This is a genomic window from Mesorhizobium sp. WSM4815 (assembly GCF_055811575.1).
The window spans coordinates 71,145-91,278 of sequence record NZ_JBVVQS010000086.1 but is presented as its reverse complement, the minus strand read 5'-3'; the positions used below and the strand labels follow the sequence as shown (position 1 = coordinate 91,278).

The window sequence follows — 20,134 nt, the reverse complement described above, 5'->3', positions numbered from 1 at the left end:
CTCGGGCCAGGCATCCCGGCAGGACAGAGGGGGGTGCCACCGGCTGCAAGCTTCGCCCCTTTGGCCAGCAGCCCCTCACTCCGTCCACTTCACCTTGGTCAAATCATTGGCCTGGATCGGCGCATTTGCCCAAAAACCCTCGAGCTTGGCGTCCCAGACGCCGACTTTCGGCAGTTCGTAGAGGAAGCCGACCACGGCATCGTCGGCCAGTATCTTCTGCGCCTCGCCGAGCAGCGTCATGCGCTTGGCCTCATCGGAGGTGAGGTTCAGATCGGCGATGATCTTGTCGAAGGTCGGGTTGTCGTAGTTGAAGTAATAATCCTTGCGCGAATAGATATCGATGTCGTTGGGTTCGGTGTGGGAAACGATGGTCAGGTCGTAGTCCTTCTTGGTGAAGACCTGGTCCAGCCACTGCGCCCATTCCACCGGCACGATCTGCAGATCGATGCCGACATCGCGAAGCTGCGACGCGATGATCTCGCCGCCAAGTCGCGCATAGGGGGGTGGTGGCAGTTTCAGCGTCGCCTTGAAGCCGTTCTCCAGGCCGGCTTCCTTCAAGAGTTCCCTGGCCTTCTCGACATTGTGCGGATAGAGACCGGTGAGGTCGACATAGGCCTTGTTGGCGGGCGACATGTGCGAGCCGATCGGCACGCCAAGGCCGGCCGAGGCGCCGTCGATGATCGCTTTGCGGTCGAGCGCAAACGAAATCGCCTGCCTGACCTGCAGCCGGTCGAAAGGCGGCTTCTTGTTGTTCATCGAAAGGATGGTCTCACCCTCGGTCGCGCCGATCACCACCTTGAAGCGCGGGTCGCCCTGGATCTGGGCGACGCTGTCGGGATCGAAGAACGGGAAGGCCTGAACATCGCCGGAAAGCAGCGCCGGAACGGCGGCTGCGGCATCCGTGACGATGCGGAACTCGGCCTTGTCGAGGGAGACCGGGGCACCCCAGTAAGCGTCGGACTTGATCAGCGTGATCGACGAGCCCTTGGCCCAGGTCTGGAACTTGAACGGGCCGGTGCCGACAGGCGTTTCCTTATTGGTGTCGGCTGTCTCCGGCGCGACGATGACCGCGTCGCCCCAGCCCATATTGTAGAGGAACGAACTGTGCGGGTTCTTCAGCGTGATCCTGACCGTCGCCGGATCGATCGTTTCGACCGTATCGATGGCGGCGAACAGGCCCTTTTGTGCGTTCACGGAGTTGTCGGCACGGGCGCGATCGAGCGAGAATTTGACGTCGTCGGCATTGAAGTCGGTGCCGTCATGGAATTTCACGCCGCTATGCAGCTTGAAGGTGTAGACCTTACCGTCGTCGGAAACGGTCCAGCTTTCGGCCAGAGCCGGCAGCACCTCGCCGTTCGGGCCGATGCGGGTCAGCCCCTCGAACACATTGGCGTAAAGCACCTCGTCGATCGCCGCCGCAGCACCTGCGGTCGGATCGAGATGCGGAGGTTCGAGCGTGATGCCGATGACCAGATCGCGCGCGGCAAATGCCGATGTTCCGGCAGACAGCACCAGGGCCGCAGCGGTGAGAATGGTTTTCCACAATTTCATCGTGCAACTCCCGATATGCTCAAAAACATGCTCGAAACCCGGTGGATAGAAGCGTGATTTCACCAAGGAGTAAATTGCGTTTCGTGCTTTCCGGCGGCGCCGGCAGGAATGTTTTTCCGCCCATCACCGGCTACCGAGCGCTCGCGCCCCTCAGCAGCACGTTGAGCCCGATCGCCATCACCTTGGCCGATTCGACCATGTCTGATATCCCCACCCATTCGTCGGGCCTGTGGGCGAGGTCGAGAATGCCCGGGCCATAGGCGATGCAGTCGTAGATGTGGCCGATGCGGGCAATGTGCTTCTGGTCGTAGGTGCCGGGCGAGATCACGTAGTCGGGCTCGCGGTCGAATACCTCCATGATGCCCCGCGCCACCGCCTTGACCACCGGCGCATCGCGCTCGGTCATCAGCGGCAGCACCTCCATGAGATCGCGGATCTCGTAGTCGAATTTCTTGCGCTCGCGCTTCAGCCGGTCGAGGATATCGGTCACCTCGCGCTTGACCGTGCCAAGATCCTCTTCGAGCAGGAAGCGGCGGTCGATGGTCAGCCGGCAGGAATCGGGGACATTGGGCGAGGGCAGGCCAGGCCGGAAATCCTCGGTCTGGCCGCCATGGATCGAGTTGATGTTCATGGTCGAGCGCTTGGCCCCGTCGGGCACGACCGGCATGCGCGTCACCTTGCGGTCGAGCGCCGGGAACAGATCGTCCTCGAAAGCCCTTAGCAGGGCGCCCATATGGCGCACCGCATTGTCGCCGAGGAACGGCATCGAGCCGTGCGCGATCTCGCCCTTGGTCTCGATCTCCGCCCACCAGACGCCGCGATGGCCAAGGCAGATGCGATCCTTGTTCAACGGCTCGGGGATGATGACGTGGTCGACCTTCGGCCTGGAGAAATAGCCGAGCTTTGCCAGATGGGCGACGCCGCCGAAGCCGCCGGACTCCTCGTCGACCGTGCCCGAAATCTCGATGGCGCCCGGGAAGTCGGGGAAAACCTCCATGAAGGCCTCGGCGGCGATGATCGAGGAGGCCAGGCCGCCCTTCATGTCGCAGGCGCCGCGGCCATGGACCTTGCCATCCCTGACGATGCCGGCGAAGGGATCGAGGCTCCAGCCGTCGCCGGCTTCGACCACGTCGATATGCGAGTTGAAATGCACGCAGGCGCCGGGCGAGCGGCCATCGAAGCGGGCGACGACGTTGACGCGCGGGTAGCGGTCGGTGTCGCCGGGCGTGCCTTCGGCGCGGATGAATTCGACTTCGAAACCGCGCTTTTTCAGCCGCGCTCCGACGTATTCGGCGCATGGCCGATAGGCCTCGCCGGGTGGGTTGATAGTCGGAAAGCGGATCAGGTCCGCGGTCAGCGCGACCAGGTCGTCGACCCGATCATCGACCGCTTTCAGCAGGAGTTCGTTCATTCGACGAATTGAGCAGCCAACGGTGCGTTTTGGCAAGCCTGTTGGCGGGTCGCGCCCTAGTTATGTGATTAGATGTCGCCACGGCAACTATCGCGGGAAATCGTTCAAATTCGCTGCTTTGGATTGGTGAATTCGTCAGAGGTGTGTGGTTACCTCATTCACTTGCGATTAAAGGATGAAGAATAGCGTGAAGGCAGGCAGGCAAGGGCAATCAAAGGGGTTTGATCGCATGAAAAAGACCGTTCTCATGGCAGCGGCACTGGCAACGATGCTGTTCGGTTCTTCGGTCGAGGGCTGGGCAGCCAAGCTGGTTGCAAGGATCGACGTGTCATCGCAGACGATGACTGTAAGATACGGCCGGGCGGTCTACCGATGGCGCGTATCCACGGCGCGCAAAGGCTATATCACGCCGCGCGGCAGCTACCGGCCGCAACGAACGGCACGGATGTGGTATTCGCGCAAATACGACATGTCGCCGATGCCTCATTCGGTGTTCTACCGCGGCGGCTATGCCATCCATGGCACCGGCGCAGTAAAATCTCTCGGGCGCCCAGCGTCGCATGGCTGCGTGCGACTGCACCCGTCCAATGCCGCCGCCTTCTATTCGATGGTGCGGCAAGCCGGCTTCCGCAACACGCGGATCGTGGTGACCAACTAGAGCGCGGAAAACACGCCGATCGCCCCGACCAGAACCAGGCTTAGCGCCCAGATCACATCTAGATCAAACCAGCTTTTCGAAAGAAACTTTAATCCCAGCCACCGATAGACGCCGAAGGCCAAAGCGCCGCCCGCAGTGACCATCGCGCCGGTGTGGACCGCTGCCACGCCGATCGAGAGCGCTGCAGTTCGTGCAATGAGGGCGGTCGCGGCACGGTGCCCGGCATCCGTTTCAACGCCGCCGCACAGGCCGAGGTAGATCGGCACCAGCATCAGGCCGGCGCCATGCGCGACGGCGACGAGAAAGGACCAGAGCGCCAGTCGCGACGGCGGCACGCGCGCCAGAAATCTAGGATGCCGCCGGTTGAAGAGCAGCCAGACTCCGAGCGCGACGACAATTAGACCTGCGCCAACGCGGATCTCGGTTTGCCAATCAACCAGCATGGTCATCAGTGCGAAGGGCAAGAGGACCACCGTCATGGCGACAAGATGCCCGAACGCCAGCGCCAGGAGTGCGCCCGGCAGCGCATGGGCTCGCCGTTCCATCAGGGCGGCCGAAACAGCAAGCGGCCAGCCCATACCCGGGTTTGCGCCATGGTAAATCCCGCTGGCGACCACAGCAAACCAGAGGCCGGCTGTGGTCGAAAGGAGTTCGGGCAACACCTAGGCCGATGGGTAGCAGAAACTGTCGGTAGAGCAGTCGCCGCCTTCAAGCCGGATCTGGTGCGTTCGATAGCCTTTGGGGAACTCGACGAAGAAGTTGGTGTCGAGCGTCAGGCCACCATTGGCGCCAACATCGGCCTTCACCATCGCCCCGCCGCGCTCACCGGGATAGAACTGATCGTCCCAGGTCGAGTAGAGCGAATTGGTCCAATAGACACGCTTGCCGTCGCGGCTAATCTCGACCATCTGTGGCCCATAGCCGAAGACCTTGCCACAGGGGTGCTTGGTCTTCTTGACGATCCCACCCAGTTCGACCTTGCCCGCCAGAACCGGCTTCATCGGGTCGCTGACATCGTATTGATGCATTTCACCCGTACCCCAACAAGCCACATAGAGATACTTGTCGTCGAGGCTGAGGTCGATGTCGGTGACCAGCGGGGGCACCGCCGAGAAACCCTTCAGAAGATCCGGCAGATCGTCGGCGTTGGCCGGTTGAGGCGGGATGACCGCCGTCTTCTTGGCCTGGAACTTGCCATCTGCGTCGCGCCACCAAGTCCAGATCGAGCCTTCGAGATTGGTGGTATCGACCACAACGCCGCAGAAGCCGTATTGCTGGACTGGATCATGTGCCGGGCGGATTTCGAGCGCCATTTGGTGATTGGCGCCCAGATCGATGGTCTGAATGTTCTTACGCGCACGCAGATCCCAGAAATGCATGCGGTGGCCGTACTTGTTGGACAGTAGATCCTCAGGGACGATGCCGTTTTCGAACTGCGGCGGCAGGGCCCATTCGGAACTGACCATGTAGTCGCGCGGCAGGTTCCACCAGAAATCGTAGTGCTTGTCCTGGGCGCCACGATCTATCTCATAGCGGCCAATGACATCGAAGGTCTGGCAATCCATGATGAAAATGCCCGGAGGACCGTCGGTACCGTCCTTGCCACCGCCGCCGAGGGTCGAGACATAGATGCCCTCGGGTCCGCAGTGGATCGTATGCGGGCGGGAATAGCCCGTCTTGGCAAAGACTTCTGCGGGTTCGATGATCTTGTGAATCTTGGCGGCTGTCGGCCCGCCCTTCACATCAATTATGTAGATGCGCGACGAACGAATGCCCGGAATGATCAGATAACGACGCTCCAAAAAGGCGTGGCCAGTCAGTGGTGATAGCGCCGAAGAACACGCATTCCAGCCGAAGTGATGAAACTCATCGCCCTTGTTTGGCATGATCACAGTGTGGACGATCTTGCCGAAATCCGGCGAATTTGGATCGACATTCACCACAGCCAAACCGTCGGGTTGCGAGAAGTCCGGGCTAAGCATCAACGTGTAGGCCAGAGTTTCCGGCGGCCCTTCCATAGCCAGCCGAGGTGACGGATAGAATGTGGGGTCTGGTCGCAGATTCATCGCGGTATCCTCCCTACGCGTTTGTGAAACTTTTTTTGGTGCTCTCCGTGTCGCTCCCTTTTGAAATGCGGCCCAGGTAGGGATCACAATACACCAAGTCTCCTCGTCTGTCTGACACCGCGTCGCGCTAGCACTATTTACGTGGGCAGACTTTGGGCAGAATATACGGGGTGGGAGGGAGCATTCGGAATCCTGAATAAATGCGCCCGAACGGCTTCCGACCGTTGGTTGCAAGGGAGGATAATCATGAAACGTATTTTCTCGCTCGCGGCATGTGCCGCGGCGTTATCGCTCGGCGTATCGAACGCCTACGCACAATCGGGCGGCGTCGACAAGGCGGTCGGCGGCTACAGCTTCGAAGAAGCCGCAAAGGAGGCCCCCGGTACCAAGGACTTCCATTCGGCCGATGGTCACCTCACATTCGCTATCGTGACACACACTGCCGGCAATGGCTTCTTCGATCCGGTCTACGTCGGCGCGACCGTCGCCGGCAACCTGATCGGCGCCAAGGTCCTGCTGCTCGGCTCGGAATCGCCGACTGACGACCCTGCCCGCGAGATCGAAATCCTGAACCAGATCGTGCAGGATCCGACGATCGACGGGCTGATCATGACAACGCCCCAGGTCGGCGCCTACAACGACATCGTCAAGGCCGCCGAGGCGAAGGGCATACCGGTCGCTACGACCAATTCCTTTGACGGCACGATCCTCAACCGCAGCGGCATCGGCCACACCGGCCAGGACGCCTCCGCTGCCGCAATCGCCGGCGAGGCGCTTGTCAAGTGCCTCGCGGACAAGGGTATAGAGAAGGGTTCGATCGTCCTGCCGTCGTCGACCGCAATGGGCAACATCGAGGTGAATAACCGCGTCACTTCGGCTTTCAACGCCATCGTTAAGGGCTTGAAGGATGCCGGCAAGCTTGATGCCTTCAAGGTCGACGCGGGTCCGGAGAACACCGGTATAGACACCAATCCGAATGACCCGGTGAACGGCATCGTGACGCTGTTCGAATCGCGCGGCGATGTCGTAGGCGCGTTCGCCGGCAACAACGTGTTCACGCCGGCGCTTGCCAAGGCCGTCGCTCAGACCGGAATGACCGGCAAGATCTGCGCCTACGGTTTCGACCTCGGCCCGGCCCAGCAGGACGCGATGAAGAGCGGCGATCTGACCGGCGCGCTCGGGCAGCAGCCCTTCTTGCAGGGCTTCTGGCCGGTCATGCAGCTCTATCTGGAGATCGACCGCGGCATCGCGGCGGCCAACCTCGACACACGCGCCCAACTGGTGACGAAGGAGACCGTCGAGGATGTCGGCAAGCGCTTCGAGAACTGAGTCCACTCGGAACGTCTGAAATCATTGCGGGAGAGCGCAGGCTCTCCCGCAATGCGGCAGCAGGAAATCGACCAGAAGAGACCATGGCGCTTACCGCGACCACATCGCTCGGCCGTGCGCCGTCCCAGATTGTCGGCGGCTGGGAGGTGGGGCTCGTTGCCTTGCTTTTGCTGCTCTATCTCGGCGGCGCTCTCGTCAATCCCGCGTTCTTCGGGTCAACAGGAGCGTTTCACTCGCTGCTCCGCGACACCTCGCGGGTTGCCATCATCGCGGTCGGAGTGACCTTCGTCATCGTCAACAAGGACCTCGATCTTTCGGTCGGTTCAACTTACGGCCTAGTCGCCGTCGTCTTTGCCAGGCTGTTCGCGCCGAACTTCCTTGACCTCGGCGTCGTCACGTCGGCGATCCTCTGCCTGCTGCTCGGCACGCTTATCGGGCTGATCAACGGCGTGCTCGTCACGATCCTGAAGGTGCCGGCGTTCATCGCCACGCTGACGATACTTTTCATCGGCCGCGGCTTCGTGCTGGCGCTCACTCACGGCCAGGCGATCTACTACCCTGCCAAGGCGGCCGGCTATCCGGGTTTTTTTCACCTCGGCGAGACCAACCTCCTCGGCTTCAACAACCAGATCGTGATCTTCGTCGTTGTCGCCGTGATCGGCGCATATGTGCTCGCCAAGACGCGCTGGGGCTACGAGACCTTCGCCACCGGCGGCAACGAGCAGGCGGCGTCCTATGCCGGCATCCCGACCAACTGGGTGCGCATCCGAGCCTTCCTGATCTCCTCGCTCTGCGCGGCGCTGGCCGGCCTGATGTCAGCTGCCCAGGACAAGGGCGTGACGCCGCTCTACGGCGTCAGCGGTGAGCTGACCGTCATTGCGGCCGTGATCATCGGCGGCGCCTCGATCCTCGGCGGCCGCGGCCGGGTCGCCGGATCCTGCCTTGGCGCCCTGCTGGTGGTGCTGCTCGACAAGGTATTGCGCGAGGGCTGGCCGATCACGCGCATCATCAAGATCGGCGACGAGGAGATCACGGTCAACGCCGTTTTCTCGCTGCCGGTCGGCGCGGTGCCGGTGTTCCTCGGGCTGCTGCTCGTCATCGCGGTGCTCATCGAGCCCTATCTCATCCGCCGCCAGGTGGCAGGGCGCCTCTGGGCCTGGCTCCGCGGCCGGCCGCCGCCACCGGCCTACGAGATCGGCGGCATTGCGATCGAGGGGGTGCAGACCAAGGGCGCGATGGCGACCGACATGGCGCTGTCGGCCACCGGGTTCGGCAAGTTCCTCGCCCGGCGCGACGCGCTCGCCGTCATCCTGACCGCGCTCCTGTGGCTGACCGGCCTCGCGCTCCGGCCGGACTACTGGTGGAACCTGTCCAACAGCTTCGCTATCTTGCTCAACTACACCGAGCTTGCGCTGATCACCATCGGGCTCACCTACGTCATCGCCGCCGGCGATATCGACCTCTCCGTCGGGGCGGTGCTTGCCCTCGCTGGCAGCACTGCCGCCTATTTCCTCAAGGTCCTCGGCGCCGACCCCGTGACCGCCGTGGCGATGGGCCTGCTGGCGGGCATGTGCGCCGGCCTCGTCAACGCGATCGTCACCGTCGGCTTGAAGCTGCCGGCCTTCATCGCCACGCTCGGCATGTTCTACATCGCCCGCGGCCTCGCCGCCTGGTTCGTCGCCGGGCAGCAGCTCACCGGCTGGCCCGAGGGCTACAACCTGCTTGGCCGCAAGGTGAATGACATCCTGCTGCACTACCGCATCTCGCTGCCGGACGGGCTGCTGCGCTCGATCGCCGAGGTGGTGAGCGTCCAGACCATCTGGATGCTGTTGGTCGCCCTCATTGCCGGCGTCGTGCTCGCCTACATGCCGTTCGGGCAGAAGGTCTATGCGACCGGCGGCAACATTCGCGCCGCCGCTTATGCCGGGATCAACACCAACCGGGTGCGGTTCCTCGCGCTCATGCTGGCGGCGCTCTGCGCGACAATGGCCGGGATCATCAACGTCGCCTACTTCCGCAGCTTCAACCCGGTGGCCGGCCAGTTCCGCGAGCTCGACGCCATCGCTTCGGTGATCATCGGCGGCGGTTCGATCTTCGGCGGCTACGGCACCGTGATCGGGGCGCTCGCCGGGGCGGCGGTGATCACCCTGATCCGGGCGCTGCTGCAGCTCAATGTCCAGGGCTTTACCATGCCGCAGCACTGGATCAACGTCTTCATCGGAGGCATCCTGATCGTGGCGGTGCTGATTGACATCTGGGTGCGCCAGGCCAACATCTTCGGCCGCCTGCGAGCGCGCCTCGCGCGGCGCACAAGGACGGCGGAAACGACCCATGCGTGACCCGACCACGCCTGCACCGATCATAGAAATGCGGGGCATCGAAAAAGCGTTCGGTGCGGTGCAGGCGCTCCGCAACGTCGACCTCGTGCTCTATCCCGGCGAGATCCTGGGCCTCGTCGGCGACAACTCGGCCGGCAAGTCGACGCTGATGAAGATCCTGACCGGCGCCTACCAGCGCGACGCGGGCGGCGAGATCTTCGTCGCCGGGCAGCCGGTGCACTTCAAGAGCCCGCACGAAAGCCGCGACGCCGGCATCGAGATGATCTACCAGGATTTCGCTCTTTGCGGGAATATGGATGTCGGTCAGAATATCTTTCTTGGCCGTTGGCCGCGCAGGGGCCTTTTCGTCAATCGGCGGAAAATGTACGCGGAAGCCGACAGTGTGCTGAAGCGGCTCAAGGTCGACGTGAACTCCGTCTATCAAAAGGTCGAGAGCCTTTCGGGCGGCCGCCAGCAATCGGTGGCGATTGCCCGCGCTATCTCCTTTCAGCCGCGCGTGGTGATACTCGACGAGCCGACCGCCAATCTCTCAGTGATGGCGACCGAGCGGCTGCTCGAAACCATGCTGGAACTGAAAAAGCAGGGCGTTGCCCAGATCATCATCTCCCACCGCCTCGTTGACATCTTCGCTGTGGGCGACCGCGTGATGGTGCTTAAGCGCGGCGAGAACGTCGGCGATCGCTACATCAAAAACACCGACGAGCATGAGGTCCTGGAGATCATCGTCTCCGGCACGCGAGAGCATGCACTTACGGCCGATGAGGCAATGCTTTGACCGATCAGGATCACTTTTCTCCTGGCGTCGCAGAAATGCGGCTAAAACCACCCACTCTAAGTCCATCGAGATTGTGGCCCGAGATGGCGAAGGGACCGGTGTTGGCTGCGCTTTCTCGCCGTTGCGCCGCGATCACCACCCGAAGGTCGCAATGATTGCGCTCAACGGGCGCCGAACCATTCGATGAGGATGTCAATCAGCGCACGCACCTTTCTGGGCGCAATCCCGCCAGGTGGCCTCACCACATAGATCCCCGCCTCTGGCGAGGGATAATCCGCCATCACTTGTCTCAATGTACCCTCCGCGATCGGCACGTCGGTAAGGAAGTCGGGCAGCGCAGCAATGCCCAGCCCAGCCAAGAATGCGGCGGTTCAGAATAAAAGCGCTCTGTAGTGATCCTTCGCGCCCCCCTCTGTCCGGCAGGACAGGGGGGCGCTGTCCGGGCGCTGTCCCTTCGCGATCAAAGGTTCTGCACCGCAGCAGCGCGAGGGCTGGCGGCGGCGGCGAGCAGGGCTGAGCCCGCCAGCAGGGCGGCGGCGAGCAGGAAGGCGCTCCACCAGCCGGCAGTGTCGAACAGCATGCCGCCCGCGGAAGCGCCGCCGGCGATGGCGAACTGGATCAATGCGACCTGCAGCCCGCCTCCAGCTTCAAGATCGTCGGGAATGATCTGAGCCATCCATGTACCCCACGCCGCCGGAATCGGGGTGTTGAACAGCCCCCAAAGAACCAGAAGCGAAGCCGTGGCCCAAAGCACCGGTCCCACTGCGATCAGGAGCAGGGCGAGGAGCGCAAGCGCGCTCGGCAGCCCGATCAGCACGGCAGTGAGGTTTCGCCGGAGAACAAAGCCGGCGATGGACAGTCCCGCCAGACCTCCTAGGCCGAGGCCCAGCAGCACCAGCGACAGGACGTTCACGTCGAGGCCGGTGACGCTTTCAAGGAATGGGCGCAGATAGATCGACAGCGAATTCATTCCCATGAATGCGAGTCCAGTTGCGGCCATGCCGATGGTGAATGTCCGATTGCGCAGCAGACGGAACATGCTGGATACCGAAACGGCCTCCATCGGCGGCATCTTTGGCAGAATGGCCAGTTGCCAGACGAGCGCCGCGATGCCGACCGGGACTGTGACGAGGAAGGTGCCCCGCCACCCGATCAATTCGCCGAGGAAGCTGCCGAGCGGTGCGGCGATGACGATCGCCAATGCAGTTCCGCCCTGCAGCAGGGCGATCGCCTTGGGCAGGTCGGAGCCTGAGGCCAGGCGCGCCAAAATGGCCGTGGAGAGCGACCAGAAGCCGCCGATCGCGATCCCGACCAGGGCCCGTCCGGCCAGAAACACCAGGAAGTTGGGAGCGAGGGCAACAGCCAAACTCGATGCGACCAGCACTGCCGTGTAGGGCAGGACGACCGTTCTCCGGTCGAACCTGGCCAGGAGTGCGTTGCCGAACAGGCTGGTGATCACGGCAAAGAGCCCCGACACGGCGATCGCCTGTCCGGCCTGGCCTTCCGAAATGGCCAGGTCCTGCGCAATCGGAGTCAACAGGCTCACCGGCATGAACTCCAGGCCGACCAGGAGAAAGGTCAAAAGCGAGAGGCAGGTGACGGCGGCCCATGGCGTTACCGCCCCTTCAGCCGCCAGCGTGTCATCCAGTGTCAGTTCGATAGCCATTCGTGCGCTCCTGTCCGTCGACAGATTAGGTAGCCGGGCTGGTCTTGTCAGACTAGCAGCTATAATCTGCATGTCGTAGTGAACGGAGCTCACCAATGCCGCGTGACGAGTTCAGTGAGATGCGAGCGTTCCTTGAGGTCGCTCGGCAGCGCAGTTTTACGCGAGCGGCGGCCAAATTGGGTGTTACCCGATCGGCCCTCAGCCATACGATCAGGGCAATGGAGGAACGGCTTGGCGTCCGTCTGCTCTCTCGCACGACCCGCGATGTGGCGCCCACGGCGACCGGAGAACGCCTCGTCGAAAGCATCGAGCCGCATTTCGAAAGCATTGCCGCCGGGATCAGCGCGATCATCGCCCTGCGCGGCCAGCCCTCGGGCCAGATCCGTATCGTGTGCCCCGATGATGCCGTCAATCTGGTCTTTCGCCCCAGGCTGCCAGCGTTCCTGCGAGACTACCCGGACATCAACGTGGAGCTCATTGTCGACAACGGCTTCACCAACATCGTCGAGCGTCAGTTCGATGCCGGTGTTCGACTTGGCGAGGCAATCGCCCGCGATATGGTGGCCGTTCGCATTGGTCCCGATGTCGGTTATGCCGTCGTCGGCTCACCCGATTATTTCGCTCGTCGGGGTGCGCCGAAAAGCCCTCAGGACTTGACCGACCACAACTGCATCAATCTGCGGCTTCCCAGCTCAGGCGCGCTATATGCCTGGGAATTCAGGAAGAACGGACGCGAGTTCAGCGTCCGTGTGGACGGCCAGCTGACCCTGAACAATATCGCGCCGGCACTTGACGCGGCCCTCGACGGCATCGGTTTGGCCTATGCGCCGAAGGCTCTTGTTCAACCCCATGTTGAGGGTGGTCGGCTCGAGGAAGTCCTTGCCGACTGGTGCCCGACCTTTCAAGGCTATCATCTTTACTATCCCAGCCGACGCAATCAATCGCCGGCGTTTGCAGCCTTTGTCGCGGCTTTCCGGTATCAATCTCGATAGACCCTTTCGACCCGCCCCAAGATCGCAGATCACGCGGGCTCGATCGGCACCGGAGCCAGGGTGCGCCGCCACTCTCCCGGCGCCTTGGCCCTTGAATGGCGGTCAGCGCGCTGCCGGGTCAAACTCCACGCGATCGGGACGAGATCACCACGGGAACGGCCCGTCCTCGGACCGTTCGCGTCGAGGAGCGCAAGGCGAAGGGCTCACGCGGCCCGTTCGGCCGTGCCCTCGAATTTGTTGAGGTTCGTCGAAGTGAAGCCGGGGCAGGCAGCGTCGGCGCCAGCGTCCTCAAATTCGATGGCGAAGGCGAGCGTCGGCGCATCGAGGGCAGTCTCCGAGGGGCTGTAAACAGGGCCGAACAATGCGCGCTGTCGACTGGACGGGTCGACGCTGGCGATGCGTGCCGCCGGCGCTTCACCAAGCAGCCGCAACATCGCCTGCGTAACGGCGACGACGCCGAACACGTTGGTCTCGAACACTGCGCGTCCCTCGTCGAGGGACGCCGCATGCGAGATGCCCTGCTTTCCCGCATCGGAAGTGCCTGCATTGTTCACCAGGACGTCGAGGCGACCGAACTCGTTACGGATGCGCTTTGCCGCGGCGGCAATCGAGGCCCGTTTCGTGACATCGAGTTGGACGGCGCGGGCATCCGCGCCGATGCTGTTTGCAGCCGTCTCCGCATGCTCGAGCTTGCGCGACCCTACCAGCACGGTGAGGCCGTGCGTCGCCAGATCCCTGGCGATTTGGAGTCCGATTCCCTTGTTGGCCGCAGTGACCAGGGCAATAGGTTTGACCCGCATGGTGATCTCCTCTTTTTGCATTGACGTGTAGGCAACGGCGCCATGCTGTGCTAATTTTCCCAATCGGAACTGCATTCCGTTTTATACGGAACATCGTTCCGTTTATCAAGTGGAAAAATCATGGACGACAAATCGGAGGAGCGGGGTGGTGGCTTGGAGCCCGTAAACTCGACGGATCGGCGCGTGCGTGCGGACGCGCAACGCAACTCCAAGGCGCTGCTCGAAGCAGCAATGGCAGTGTTTGCGGCTTCGGGGGTCGATGCTCCGGTGCGAGAGATCGCCGATAAGGCCGGCGTTGGCGTGGGTACGCTCTATCGGCATTTTCCGCAGCGTTCGGACCTGATCGTGGCGGTCTTCCGTAACGAAGTGGATGCCTGCGCAAATGCTGCATCTGCCATTGCCGCCGAATATGAACCCGGCGAAGCGCTCGCCCGATGGATGCAGCGTTACGTGGACTTTATCGCTGCCAAGCGTGGACTCGCCGCGGCCTTCTCCTCCGGCGATCCGGCATATGAGTCCTTGCCGCTGTATTTTCTTGAGAAACTTCGGCCCGCGCTGCAGAGCTTGCTGGATGCCGCGACCGAAGCGGGCGACGTTCGCTCGGACGTTGATGCGAAAGAACTATTGTTCGCGATTGCCAGGCTCTGCTCACCAGACCGCTATGGCGGAGGCCCCGACCAGGCACGACGGATGGTTGGCTTGCTGGTGGATGGGCTTCGCTATGGCGCCCCTTCGGTTGGCTCTGACATCTAGGTTTGTCGCAATGGGAAGGAATGGGAAGGCGATCACCTGCCCGTTTGCAAATCGGATTGCCGGATAATGCCAATCCTCGCGCGGCGCTGGCTCGTCGGCTTCCAAGAAGTCATTTTGGCGCGATCGAAGCTCTTGTAATAGTGATCGCCCCTGCCGACTGGGTATACCGACACTGAAATTCAGGCGTTTTCCTTGATGTACGCCACGGCAATAGCGGTGTAGTCACCGAATGTCATCTCGGCTCTTGCAAGTCCCTGTTGCCCCAAGATTGCGGGTAGGGCGCCTTGGAATTCGGCGAACTCGTCGGCGATCTTCATCCCGCCAGGTACAGTAGTCGACCTCGATTGCGTGCGCAGCCAAGTTGCCACTTCACGCACCGCGGTCGAAACGTCGCCATCATGCGAGTGAATATCTTGGCCGGCGAGATCGGAAACAAACCGCTGAAATCGATACTGCTCGCGGTCAAGGATTAGGGCCTTTTTCTTTTTTTGATCGGCGTCGCCAAAGCGTCTCGCACCGAGGAAAAGTCCAAGTTCGAGCGGCATATTGAAACGAGGCAGCGGAGGATTGCCGCTGGCCTCAGTTCGCGAGATATCATGGATGCCGTAGCGGCATTCTTCCACGATTTGCTGGATCTTCGAGAAGCGGTTCTCTCCCGCGTCGTCTGATTCGGTCGCGCAGCGCGCACGGAATCCTGAGCGGATCACAGTAAAAACTATCGCGTGGAATAGGGGTTCGAATTCGGCGTCGAAGGCACAGTTGATGAACACATTGCGCGGATGCGCCGCCATTAATGCTTCTTACTGTTAGATAAGCGGCCGGCGCTCCCCTTCACTTCTCTAACCGTGCCGCGTATCTCACTTTGTGTAAAATGCGTCGGCTTGGTGGCAGGCTTGAGGATCACAACCCCGTCACTGGTCCGTCCAACCGAATGGACGTCCTTCGTAGTGACGAACTGGCCCGATGAAGCCGATCGCCGAACGGTAGTTGCATGCTTTGCCATGGTCCAGATATGGCGCAATCCACGCGCGAGCGCAAGTTCTGAGCAACCTGTTGGCCCGGTTGATCAATGCGAGCTACAATGCGGCGGTGGTGTGGTGATCCGGCCAAACCCGCCTCAGCGGGCGGGCGTGGATCAACATTTCTACAGTTGCAGGGCAATCGCTTCACGCTGGCGCTGCCTCTCCTGCCGCTCAGGCGGCTTCGCCGCGGTTCCTCGCCCGCTTGTGCTGCCCGCGCGGGCCGCTGATTTCCCATCTTTTGTGGAACCACATCCACTGGCCGGGATCCTCGCGCACCCAGCGCTCGACCACGTCGTTGAGCAGCTGGGTGGTGCCATGGACGTCGACACTGCCGCCGGCGGTGCGCGGCAAGATCAGTTTGTCCTCGATCTCGAGCCGGAAGCGGTTGCCCGGCAGGCGCACGCAGCGCGCCGGATAGACATCGCAGTCATAGTGCCGCGCCAGGGTGCCCAGGACCCGGTTGCTCTCGCATGGGCGGCCGAAAAAAGTCGTTTCGAGCCCGCTCGAGAATTTCTGGTCGACGAGCACGCCGATATTGCCGCCTTTCTCCAGGATGGCCGCCAGCGCGAATGAAGCGCCGGTCGCGGAGGGCAGCAGCGAGCCCATGGTCGAGCGGCGCGTCGAGAGGATGTAGTCGGCAAGGTAGGGGTTGTTGGGCGGACGAAACAGCGCCGTGATGTTCATGCCGAACGTGGCTGCCGCCACCGGAAGCAGCTCGAAATTGCCGAGATGTCCGGTGAAGATGATATGCGGTTTTTGCTCGCCGGCGATTTGCACGAAGTGCTCGACCCCCTTGACCTCGATGCGGCCCGGTTTTGTCGCGGCGGGATCGTAGTCGAACAGGGCATCGAGAAAGACGTATTCCGCGGCAAGGCGAGCCATGTTGCCCCACATGTCGGAGGCGATGGCCTGGATCTCCTTGTCGCTCTTTTCCGGATAAGCCTTGCGCAGATTGGAAATGGCGACGTTATGGCGCCCCACCCAAGGGCCAATACGGCGGGCGGCGCGGTCGGCGAAATTGAGCGCGCTGTCGACCGGCAGCAGACGCAGCAGCCAAATCATCGTCATCGCGAGGCGCGCCAGCAGCCAGTAGTTGAACTGGCGCAGCCGCCTGCCGTGGCGGAACGCCAGGTCCCGGCGGAGCTTCTTGAAGGCGTTGCCGACCATTCCTAGACCATGATGTTTTCAGACAGCAGCATCATGGTCTAGCCGACGCGCAGGATGATCTTGCCGAACACGTCGCGGCCTTCCATGCGCTTCAGTGCGGTCTCGATGCCGTCGAAGCCGACTTCGGTGTCGATAACCGGAGAAACCAGCCCCGCCGCCATTTTCTGCATGGCGTCGGCCATGTTTTGCATGCGACAGCCGAACGAGCCGAGCAGCTTCAGCTGCTGCTGGAACAATTGCATCAGGTTGATCTGCGTCGACACGCCCGAGGTCGAGCCGCAGGTCACCAGGCGGCCGCCGCGTTTCAGGCACAGCATCGAGGCGGCAAAGGTGTCGGCGCCGACATGCTCGAAGACGACATCGACGCCCTTCTTCTTCGTCAGCTTGCGCACGACGCCTTCGAAACGATCGTCGCGATAGTTGATGACGTGATCGGCGCCAAGCGCCTTCGCCTTGTCGATCTTGTCGTTCGAGCCAACCGTGGTGATCACGGTGCAGCCCATCTTCTTCGCCAGCTGGATCGCGGCGGAGCCGATGCCCGAGCCGCCGGCATGGATCAAGATGGTTTCGCCGGGCTGCAGCCTGGCATTGTCGAACAGCATGTGCTCGACCGTGCCGAAGGTGACGGGCGCGACCGCGGCGCCGACGTCGGTCACGCCAGGCGGGGCAGGGACCAGCAGGCGCGCCGGCAGGTTTATCTTCTCTTGCGCAAAGCCGTCGAGATGGAAGCCGTGTACGCCCGAAACATGCTCGCAGAGATTGTCGCGGCCTTCGCGGCAGGTGCGGCAAAGCCCGCAGGTGCGCGCGCCGTAGATCGATACAAGCTGCCCCGGCACAAGGCTGGAGACGCCGGGGCCGACCGCCTCGACCTCGCCCGAGGCTTCGGCGCCGACGACCAGCGGCAGCTTGCGCTTGGCGAAGGCCATGCCGCGCCAGCCCCAGACGTCGATATGATTGAGCGCCACGGCCTTGATGCGCAGCGTCACTTCGCCCAGCGCAGGCTGCGGCGGAAGCGGCAGGTCCACCGTTTCAAGGCGGCGGTCCTCGATAAGTTGCAAAGCGCGCATTGGGCCTGTCGGTTCTGTTGGCGAAGAACGGTCGCTTAGACTGGTTCCCGCGCCATGACAAGGCAGGTGTTCTGGCCGCCGAAGCCGAAGGAGTTCGACAGCACCGTGCCGACCTCGGCATTGCGCTTCTGGTTCGGCACCACGTCGAGCACGATCGCCGGATCGGGATTGTCGTAATTGATGGTCGGCGGGATAACGCTTTCGCGCATGGTCATCAGCGAAAACGCCGCCTCGACCGCGCCGGCGGCCGACAGCGTGTGGCCGATCATCGACTTGTTCGACGAGATCGGCATCGAGCCGATCCGCTCGCCGAACACGGTCGACAGCGACAAATGCTCCATCTTGTCGTTTTCCGGCGTCGAGGTGCCATGGGCATTGACATAATCGATCTCGTCCTCGCCCAAGCCGGCATCGGCGAGCGCGGCGCGAACCGCCGCGATCGCCGGCGAGCCGTCCGGCTTCGAGCGGGTGCGGTGGAAATCGTCGGCCTTCTCGCCGCAGCCGCGCAGGATGCCGAGGATGTTTGCACCACGGGCGAGTGCCGCCTCCAGCGATTCCAATACCAGCGCGCCAGAACCCTCGGCGAGGACAAAACCGTCGCGATCCCTGGAAAACGGTTTTGACGCCTTTTCGGGGATGTCGTTGTGGGTGGAGAGTGCGGAAAGCAGCGAGAAACGGATCAGCGCCTCGGCGGTCGCCGAGCCGTCGGCGCCGATCGACAGTGCCCGGTCGCATTCGCCGCGGCGGATCGCCTCGACGCCGAGCTGGATCGAGGTGGCGCCAGAGGCGCAGGCTGTCGACAGCGTGATCGGCAGGCCGCGCGTGCCAAAACGGTCGGCGAGCCGGTCGGCGATCGAACCGAATTGGGTGGTCTCGAAAACATCGAGCCCCTTCAAGCCGCGCGCCACGCGAAGCAGCCGTTCGGCGCCGACGTCGTGCTTGTCGGAATTGTACAGCGAAAAGCGCTCGCTCCAGTCGAGCTCGACCGGCGGCGAGGCGAGGAAAAGCGGCCCGCCGAAATCGCCCGAATCGAGGCCGGCTTCGGCCACGGCTTCCTGCGCGGCTATCTCGGCGAGGTCGTAGGTAAGAAGGGAAGCGCCCTTGGAGCTCGACGGCAGGAAATCGACCGTGCCGGAGATGCGGGTGTTCAGATGGTCGACCGGAAAGCGGGTTATCGGATGGATGCCGGACGTGCCCGCGGTGAGCGCTGCCCAATTGTCGGCTTTGCCAACGCCCAGCGACGTCACCACGCCGATGCCGGTGACGGCAACGATCGGCCTGCCCATGTGGTCGTTCAGATTGGCCATGTTTTTGTCCCGAAACCCTCTAGGCGGCGTTGACCAACGCCATGCCCTCGAATTGGTGATAGCCGATCGCCGTTGCAAGCACGGTCCTGGGAATGCCGTTGAACGGCTTCTCGGTGGCGGCGTCAAAAGCCGGGTAGGCGGCCTTGCGTTCGACAGCCAATGCAGCCAGCGCCACGGCGAAGGGAAACTGCGCTTCCTTCATGTGGCCGGTCAGCGTCGAAAAACCGCGTGCCGCAATCGCCGGATTGGCGTCGAGCGCCGATTTCTCGGCAGCGGTAGCGGCATGGGCACCCGAAGCGCCTGAAATCGTCAGCAGCTCGCCGTTCGGCAATGCCGCCTGGCTGAGCAGCGCGGCAATCTCGGCATCGAGCTCGCCCTGCCGGCGTATGGCGCGTCCGGATACGACCGGGCCGAGTTCGGCATAGATCTTTCGCCCGCGGCTGATCGCGTGCTCGCGCTGTTCCAGGACGAGAAACGCACCGCCCGATCCAGTCACCACGCCGCCGCCGTCCAGGCCCTGTCTCTGCCAGACCGGCCTCCAGGGGCCGCGATGCAGGTAGCCGGCCAGCTCATAGCCAAGCAGCATGTCGGAATGTTCGGTCTGGAACGCTCCGCCGACCAGGATATGCGTCGATTGGCCGGAGCGGATGCGCGCGGCGGCTGTCTCGACGGCGGCGACGCCGGCACCTTCCTCGCCCATGAAGGTGCGCGACGAGCCGGTCACCTTGTGGACGATCGAGATGTTGCCGGCGAGCAGGTTGGAAAGCTGCGCCAGAAACAGCGTCGGCCGCAATTCGGTGGTCAGTTTCTCGTTGAGCAGCACGTCGCGGTCGTTACGGCTTTCCGAAGCGGCGAGAATGTCGGCGTCGACCGCCTCGTCGCGCTCGCCGCCGCCGGCAGCCACCACCATGTCCATCGTCGTGCAGAGATCGTCATTGCCCTTGATGCCGGCGTCGTCCAGCGCCATGCCGGCGGCATAGGTGCCGAGCCGCTGCCAGGTTTCCATCTGCCGCTGGTCGCCGCGCTTGGCGATCTGCAGGTTCCAGTCGATCTCCGGCAGCGGGTGGACGGTGTAGGGCGAGAAGCGGGCGGCTTCGAGCACCGGCTCCAGGCCGGGCTGGACGAGCTTGCGCCAATGCGCATCCGGACCCTCTCCCAGCGAAGAGACAAGGCCGATGCCTGATATGACGACGTCGTGGGAGCTCATGGGCGAGGGTTCATGGGGCGGCTG

18 protein-coding genes are annotated in these 20,134 nt (G+C 62.7%); 6 read left to right on the top strand and 12 right to left on the bottom strand.

Features of this window, described 5'->3' with window-relative positions; all coding sequences use genetic code 11:
• Nucleotides 1-75: 75 nt before the first annotated feature.
• Together AC0L2B_RS10015 and AC0L2B_RS10010 are read right to left on the bottom strand one after the other, a co-directional pair.
• Entirely contained in the window at nucleotides 76-1,551 is a 1,476-nt protein-coding gene (locus tag AC0L2B_RS10015) for an ABC transporter substrate-binding protein (protein ID WP_473745172.1), read from the bottom strand.
• A gap of 130 nt (nucleotides 1,552-1,681) precedes the next feature.
• Nucleotides 1,682-2,962: an acetylornithine deacetylase/succinyl-diaminopimelate desuccinylase family protein gene (locus AC0L2B_RS10010; protein WP_473745171.1), complete on the bottom strand. Its 1,281-nt coding sequence runs from the start codon at nucleotides 2,960-2,962 to the stop codon at nucleotides 1,682-1,684.
• Nucleotides 2,963-3,191: 229 nt separating this feature from the next.
• Here AC0L2B_RS10010 and AC0L2B_RS10005 point away from each other — a divergent pair, with 229 nt between their 5' ends.
• Nucleotides 3,192-3,620 carry a L,D-transpeptidase gene (locus AC0L2B_RS10005; protein WP_023802989.1) on the top strand — a complete coding sequence of 143 codons (429 nt, stop codon included), beginning with the start codon at nucleotides 3,192-3,194 and terminating at the stop codon, nucleotides 3,618-3,620.
• Here the strand turns inward: AC0L2B_RS10005 and AC0L2B_RS10000 are convergent.
• Together AC0L2B_RS10000 and AC0L2B_RS09995 are read right to left on the bottom strand one after the other, a co-directional pair.
• Nucleotides 3,617-4,279 (bottom strand): hypothetical protein, encoded by a 663-nt coding sequence (locus AC0L2B_RS10000; protein ID WP_473745170.1) that lies wholly within the window; start codon nucleotides 4,277-4,279, stop codon nucleotides 3,617-3,619. The genes AC0L2B_RS10005 and AC0L2B_RS10000 overlap by 4 nt on opposite strands.
• A gap of 3 nt (nucleotides 4,280-4,282) precedes the next feature.
• Nucleotides 4,283-5,686, bottom strand: a complete 1,404-nt coding sequence (locus tag AC0L2B_RS09995) for a selenium-binding protein SBP56-related protein (RefSeq protein WP_128176814.1) — start codon at nucleotides 5,684-5,686, stop codon at nucleotides 4,283-4,285.
• A gap of 246 nt (nucleotides 5,687-5,932) precedes the next feature.
• Between AC0L2B_RS09995 and AC0L2B_RS09990 the strand changes: the two genes are divergently transcribed.
• The 3 genes from AC0L2B_RS09990 (at nucleotide 5,933) to AC0L2B_RS09980 (ending at nucleotide 10,129) form a co-directional block, all read left to right on the top strand.
• Complete coding sequence (locus AC0L2B_RS09990; RefSeq protein ID WP_128182840.1) at nucleotides 5,933-7,015, top strand: substrate-binding domain-containing protein; 1,083 nt, start codon at nucleotides 5,933-5,935, stop codon at nucleotides 7,013-7,015.
• 83 nt (nucleotides 7,016-7,098) lie between these two features.
• Nucleotides 7,099-9,354 (top strand): ABC transporter permease, encoded by a 2,256-nt coding sequence (locus AC0L2B_RS09985; protein WP_473745168.1) that lies wholly within the window; start codon nucleotides 7,099-7,101, stop codon nucleotides 9,352-9,354.
• On the top strand, nucleotides 9,347-10,129 hold the full coding sequence (locus AC0L2B_RS09980; protein WP_473745166.1) for an ATP-binding cassette domain-containing protein: 783 nt from the start codon (nucleotides 9,347-9,349) through the stop codon (nucleotides 10,127-10,129). The genes AC0L2B_RS09985 and AC0L2B_RS09980 overlap by 8 nt, the downstream gene beginning before the upstream one ends.
• Nucleotides 10,130-10,290: 161 nt before the next feature.
• On the opposite strand, the gene AC0L2B_RS09975 is transcribed toward AC0L2B_RS09980, so the two are convergent.
• Together AC0L2B_RS09975 and AC0L2B_RS09970 are read right to left on the bottom strand one after the other, a co-directional pair.
• Nucleotides 10,291-10,488, bottom strand: a complete 198-nt coding sequence (locus AC0L2B_RS09975) for a LysR substrate-binding domain-containing protein (protein WP_287257832.1) — start codon at nucleotides 10,486-10,488, stop codon at nucleotides 10,291-10,293.
• A 101-nt stretch (nucleotides 10,489-10,589) separates the two neighbouring features.
• Nucleotides 10,590-11,795, bottom strand: a complete 1,206-nt coding sequence (locus tag AC0L2B_RS09970; RefSeq protein ID WP_473745165.1) for an MFS transporter — start codon at nucleotides 11,793-11,795, stop codon at nucleotides 10,590-10,592.
• A 95-nt stretch (nucleotides 11,796-11,890) separates the two neighbouring features.
• Here AC0L2B_RS09970 and AC0L2B_RS09965 point away from each other — a divergent pair, with 95 nt between their 5' ends.
• The gene (locus AC0L2B_RS09965; protein ID WP_473745163.1) at nucleotides 11,891-12,787 is read left to right on the top strand and encodes a LysR family transcriptional regulator; all 897 of its coding nucleotides are present in this window, start codon (nucleotides 11,891-11,893) and stop codon (nucleotides 12,785-12,787) included.
• Between the two features lie 203 nt (nucleotides 12,788-12,990).
• Here the strand turns inward: AC0L2B_RS09965 and AC0L2B_RS09960 are convergent, their stop codons facing one another.
• Nucleotides 12,991-13,587, bottom strand: coding sequence for an SDR family NAD(P)-dependent oxidoreductase (locus AC0L2B_RS09960; RefSeq protein ID WP_473745161.1), 597 nt, complete (start codon nucleotides 13,585-13,587; stop codon nucleotides 12,991-12,993).
• A gap of 120 nt (nucleotides 13,588-13,707) precedes the next feature.
• On the opposite strand from AC0L2B_RS09960, the gene AC0L2B_RS09955 reads away from it, so the two are divergent.
• The gene (locus tag AC0L2B_RS09955; protein ID WP_473745160.1) at nucleotides 13,708-14,340 is read left to right on the top strand and encodes a TetR/AcrR family transcriptional regulator; all 633 of its coding nucleotides are present in this window, start codon (nucleotides 13,708-13,710) and stop codon (nucleotides 14,338-14,340) included.
• A gap of 179 nt (nucleotides 14,341-14,519) precedes the next feature.
• On the opposite strand, the gene AC0L2B_RS09950 is transcribed toward AC0L2B_RS09955, so the two are convergent.
• From AC0L2B_RS09950 to AC0L2B_RS09930, 5 genes are all read right to left on the bottom strand, one after another.
• Complete coding sequence (locus AC0L2B_RS09950; protein ID WP_473745158.1) at nucleotides 14,520-15,131, bottom strand: hypothetical protein; 612 nt, start codon at nucleotides 15,129-15,131, stop codon at nucleotides 14,520-14,522.
• A gap of 402 nt (nucleotides 15,132-15,533) precedes the next feature.
• Nucleotides 15,534-16,529, bottom strand: coding sequence for a lipid A biosynthesis lauroyl acyltransferase (locus tag AC0L2B_RS09945; RefSeq protein WP_473511554.1), 996 nt, complete (start codon nucleotides 16,527-16,529; stop codon nucleotides 15,534-15,536).
• Nucleotides 16,530-16,567: 38 nt separating this feature from the next.
• Nucleotides 16,568-17,596, bottom strand: a complete 1,029-nt coding sequence (locus AC0L2B_RS09940) for a zinc-binding dehydrogenase (protein ID WP_473745157.1) — start codon at nucleotides 17,594-17,596, stop codon at nucleotides 16,568-16,570.
• A gap of 35 nt (nucleotides 17,597-17,631) precedes the next feature.
• On the bottom strand, nucleotides 17,632-18,903 hold the full coding sequence (locus AC0L2B_RS09935) for a beta-ketoacyl-ACP synthase (protein ID WP_473745155.1): 1,272 nt from the start codon (nucleotides 18,901-18,903) through the stop codon (nucleotides 17,632-17,634).
• A 19-nt stretch (nucleotides 18,904-18,922) separates the two neighbouring features.
• A complete protein-coding gene (locus AC0L2B_RS09930) occupies nucleotides 18,923-20,110 on the bottom strand; it encodes a beta-ketoacyl-ACP synthase (RefSeq protein WP_473745154.1) in 1,188 nt (395 codons plus the stop codon).
• Between the last annotated feature and the right edge of the window lie 24 nt (nucleotides 20,111-20,134).

What these genes read in the sequence shown, in the direction of transcription:
- AC0L2B_RS09970 (WP_473745165.1), bottom strand. Translation starts at nt 11,795, where the DNA reads ATGGCTATCGAACTGACACTGGATGACACGCTGGCGGCTGAAGGGGCG.
- AC0L2B_RS09985 (WP_473745168.1), top strand. Translation starts at nt 7,099, where the DNA reads ATGGCGCTTACCGCGACCACATCGCTCGGCCGTGCGCCGTCCCAGATT.
- AC0L2B_RS09960 (WP_473745161.1), bottom strand. Translation starts at nt 13,587, where the DNA reads ATGCGGGTCAAACCTATTGCCCTGGTCACTGCGGCCAACAAGGGAATC.
- AC0L2B_RS09990 (WP_128182840.1), top strand. Translation starts at nt 5,933, where the DNA reads ATGAAACGTATTTTCTCGCTCGCGGCATGTGCCGCGGCGTTATCGCTC.
- AC0L2B_RS09935 (WP_473745155.1), bottom strand. Translation starts at nt 18,903, where the DNA reads ATGGCCAATCTGAACGACCACATGGGCAGGCCGATCGTTGCCGTCACC.
- AC0L2B_RS09950 (WP_473745158.1), bottom strand. Translation starts at nt 15,131, where the DNA reads ATGGCGGCGCATCCGCGCAATGTGTTCATCAACTGTGCCTTCGACGCC.
- AC0L2B_RS09965 (WP_473745163.1), top strand. Translation starts at nt 11,891, where the DNA reads ATGCCGCGTGACGAGTTCAGTGAGATGCGAGCGTTCCTTGAGGTCGCT.
- AC0L2B_RS09955 (WP_473745160.1), top strand. Translation starts at nt 13,708, where the DNA reads ATGGACGACAAATCGGAGGAGCGGGGTGGTGGCTTGGAGCCCGTAAAC.
- AC0L2B_RS09940 (WP_473745157.1), bottom strand. Translation starts at nt 17,596, where the DNA reads ATGCGCGCTTTGCAACTTATCGAGGACCGCCGCCTTGAAACGGTGGAC.
- AC0L2B_RS09995 (WP_128176814.1), bottom strand. Translation starts at nt 5,686, where the DNA reads ATGAATCTGCGACCAGACCCCACATTCTATCCGTCACCTCGGCTGGCT.
- AC0L2B_RS09980 (WP_473745166.1), top strand. Translation starts at nt 9,347, where the DNA reads ATGCGTGACCCGACCACGCCTGCACCGATCATAGAAATGCGGGGCATC.
- AC0L2B_RS10005 (WP_023802989.1), top strand. Translation starts at nt 3,192, where the DNA reads ATGAAAAAGACCGTTCTCATGGCAGCGGCACTGGCAACGATGCTGTTC.
- AC0L2B_RS09930 (WP_473745154.1), bottom strand. Translation starts at nt 20,110, where the DNA reads ATGAGCTCCCACGACGTCGTCATATCAGGCATCGGCCTTGTCTCTTCG.
- AC0L2B_RS09945 (WP_473511554.1), bottom strand. Translation starts at nt 16,529, where the DNA reads ATGGTCGGCAACGCCTTCAAGAAGCTCCGCCGGGACCTGGCGTTCCGC.
- AC0L2B_RS10010 (WP_473745171.1), bottom strand. Translation starts at nt 2,962, where the DNA reads ATGAACGAACTCCTGCTGAAAGCGGTCGATGATCGGGTCGACGACCTG.
- AC0L2B_RS10015 (WP_473745172.1), bottom strand. Translation starts at nt 1,551, where the DNA reads ATGAAATTGTGGAAAACCATTCTCACCGCTGCGGCCCTGGTGCTGTCT.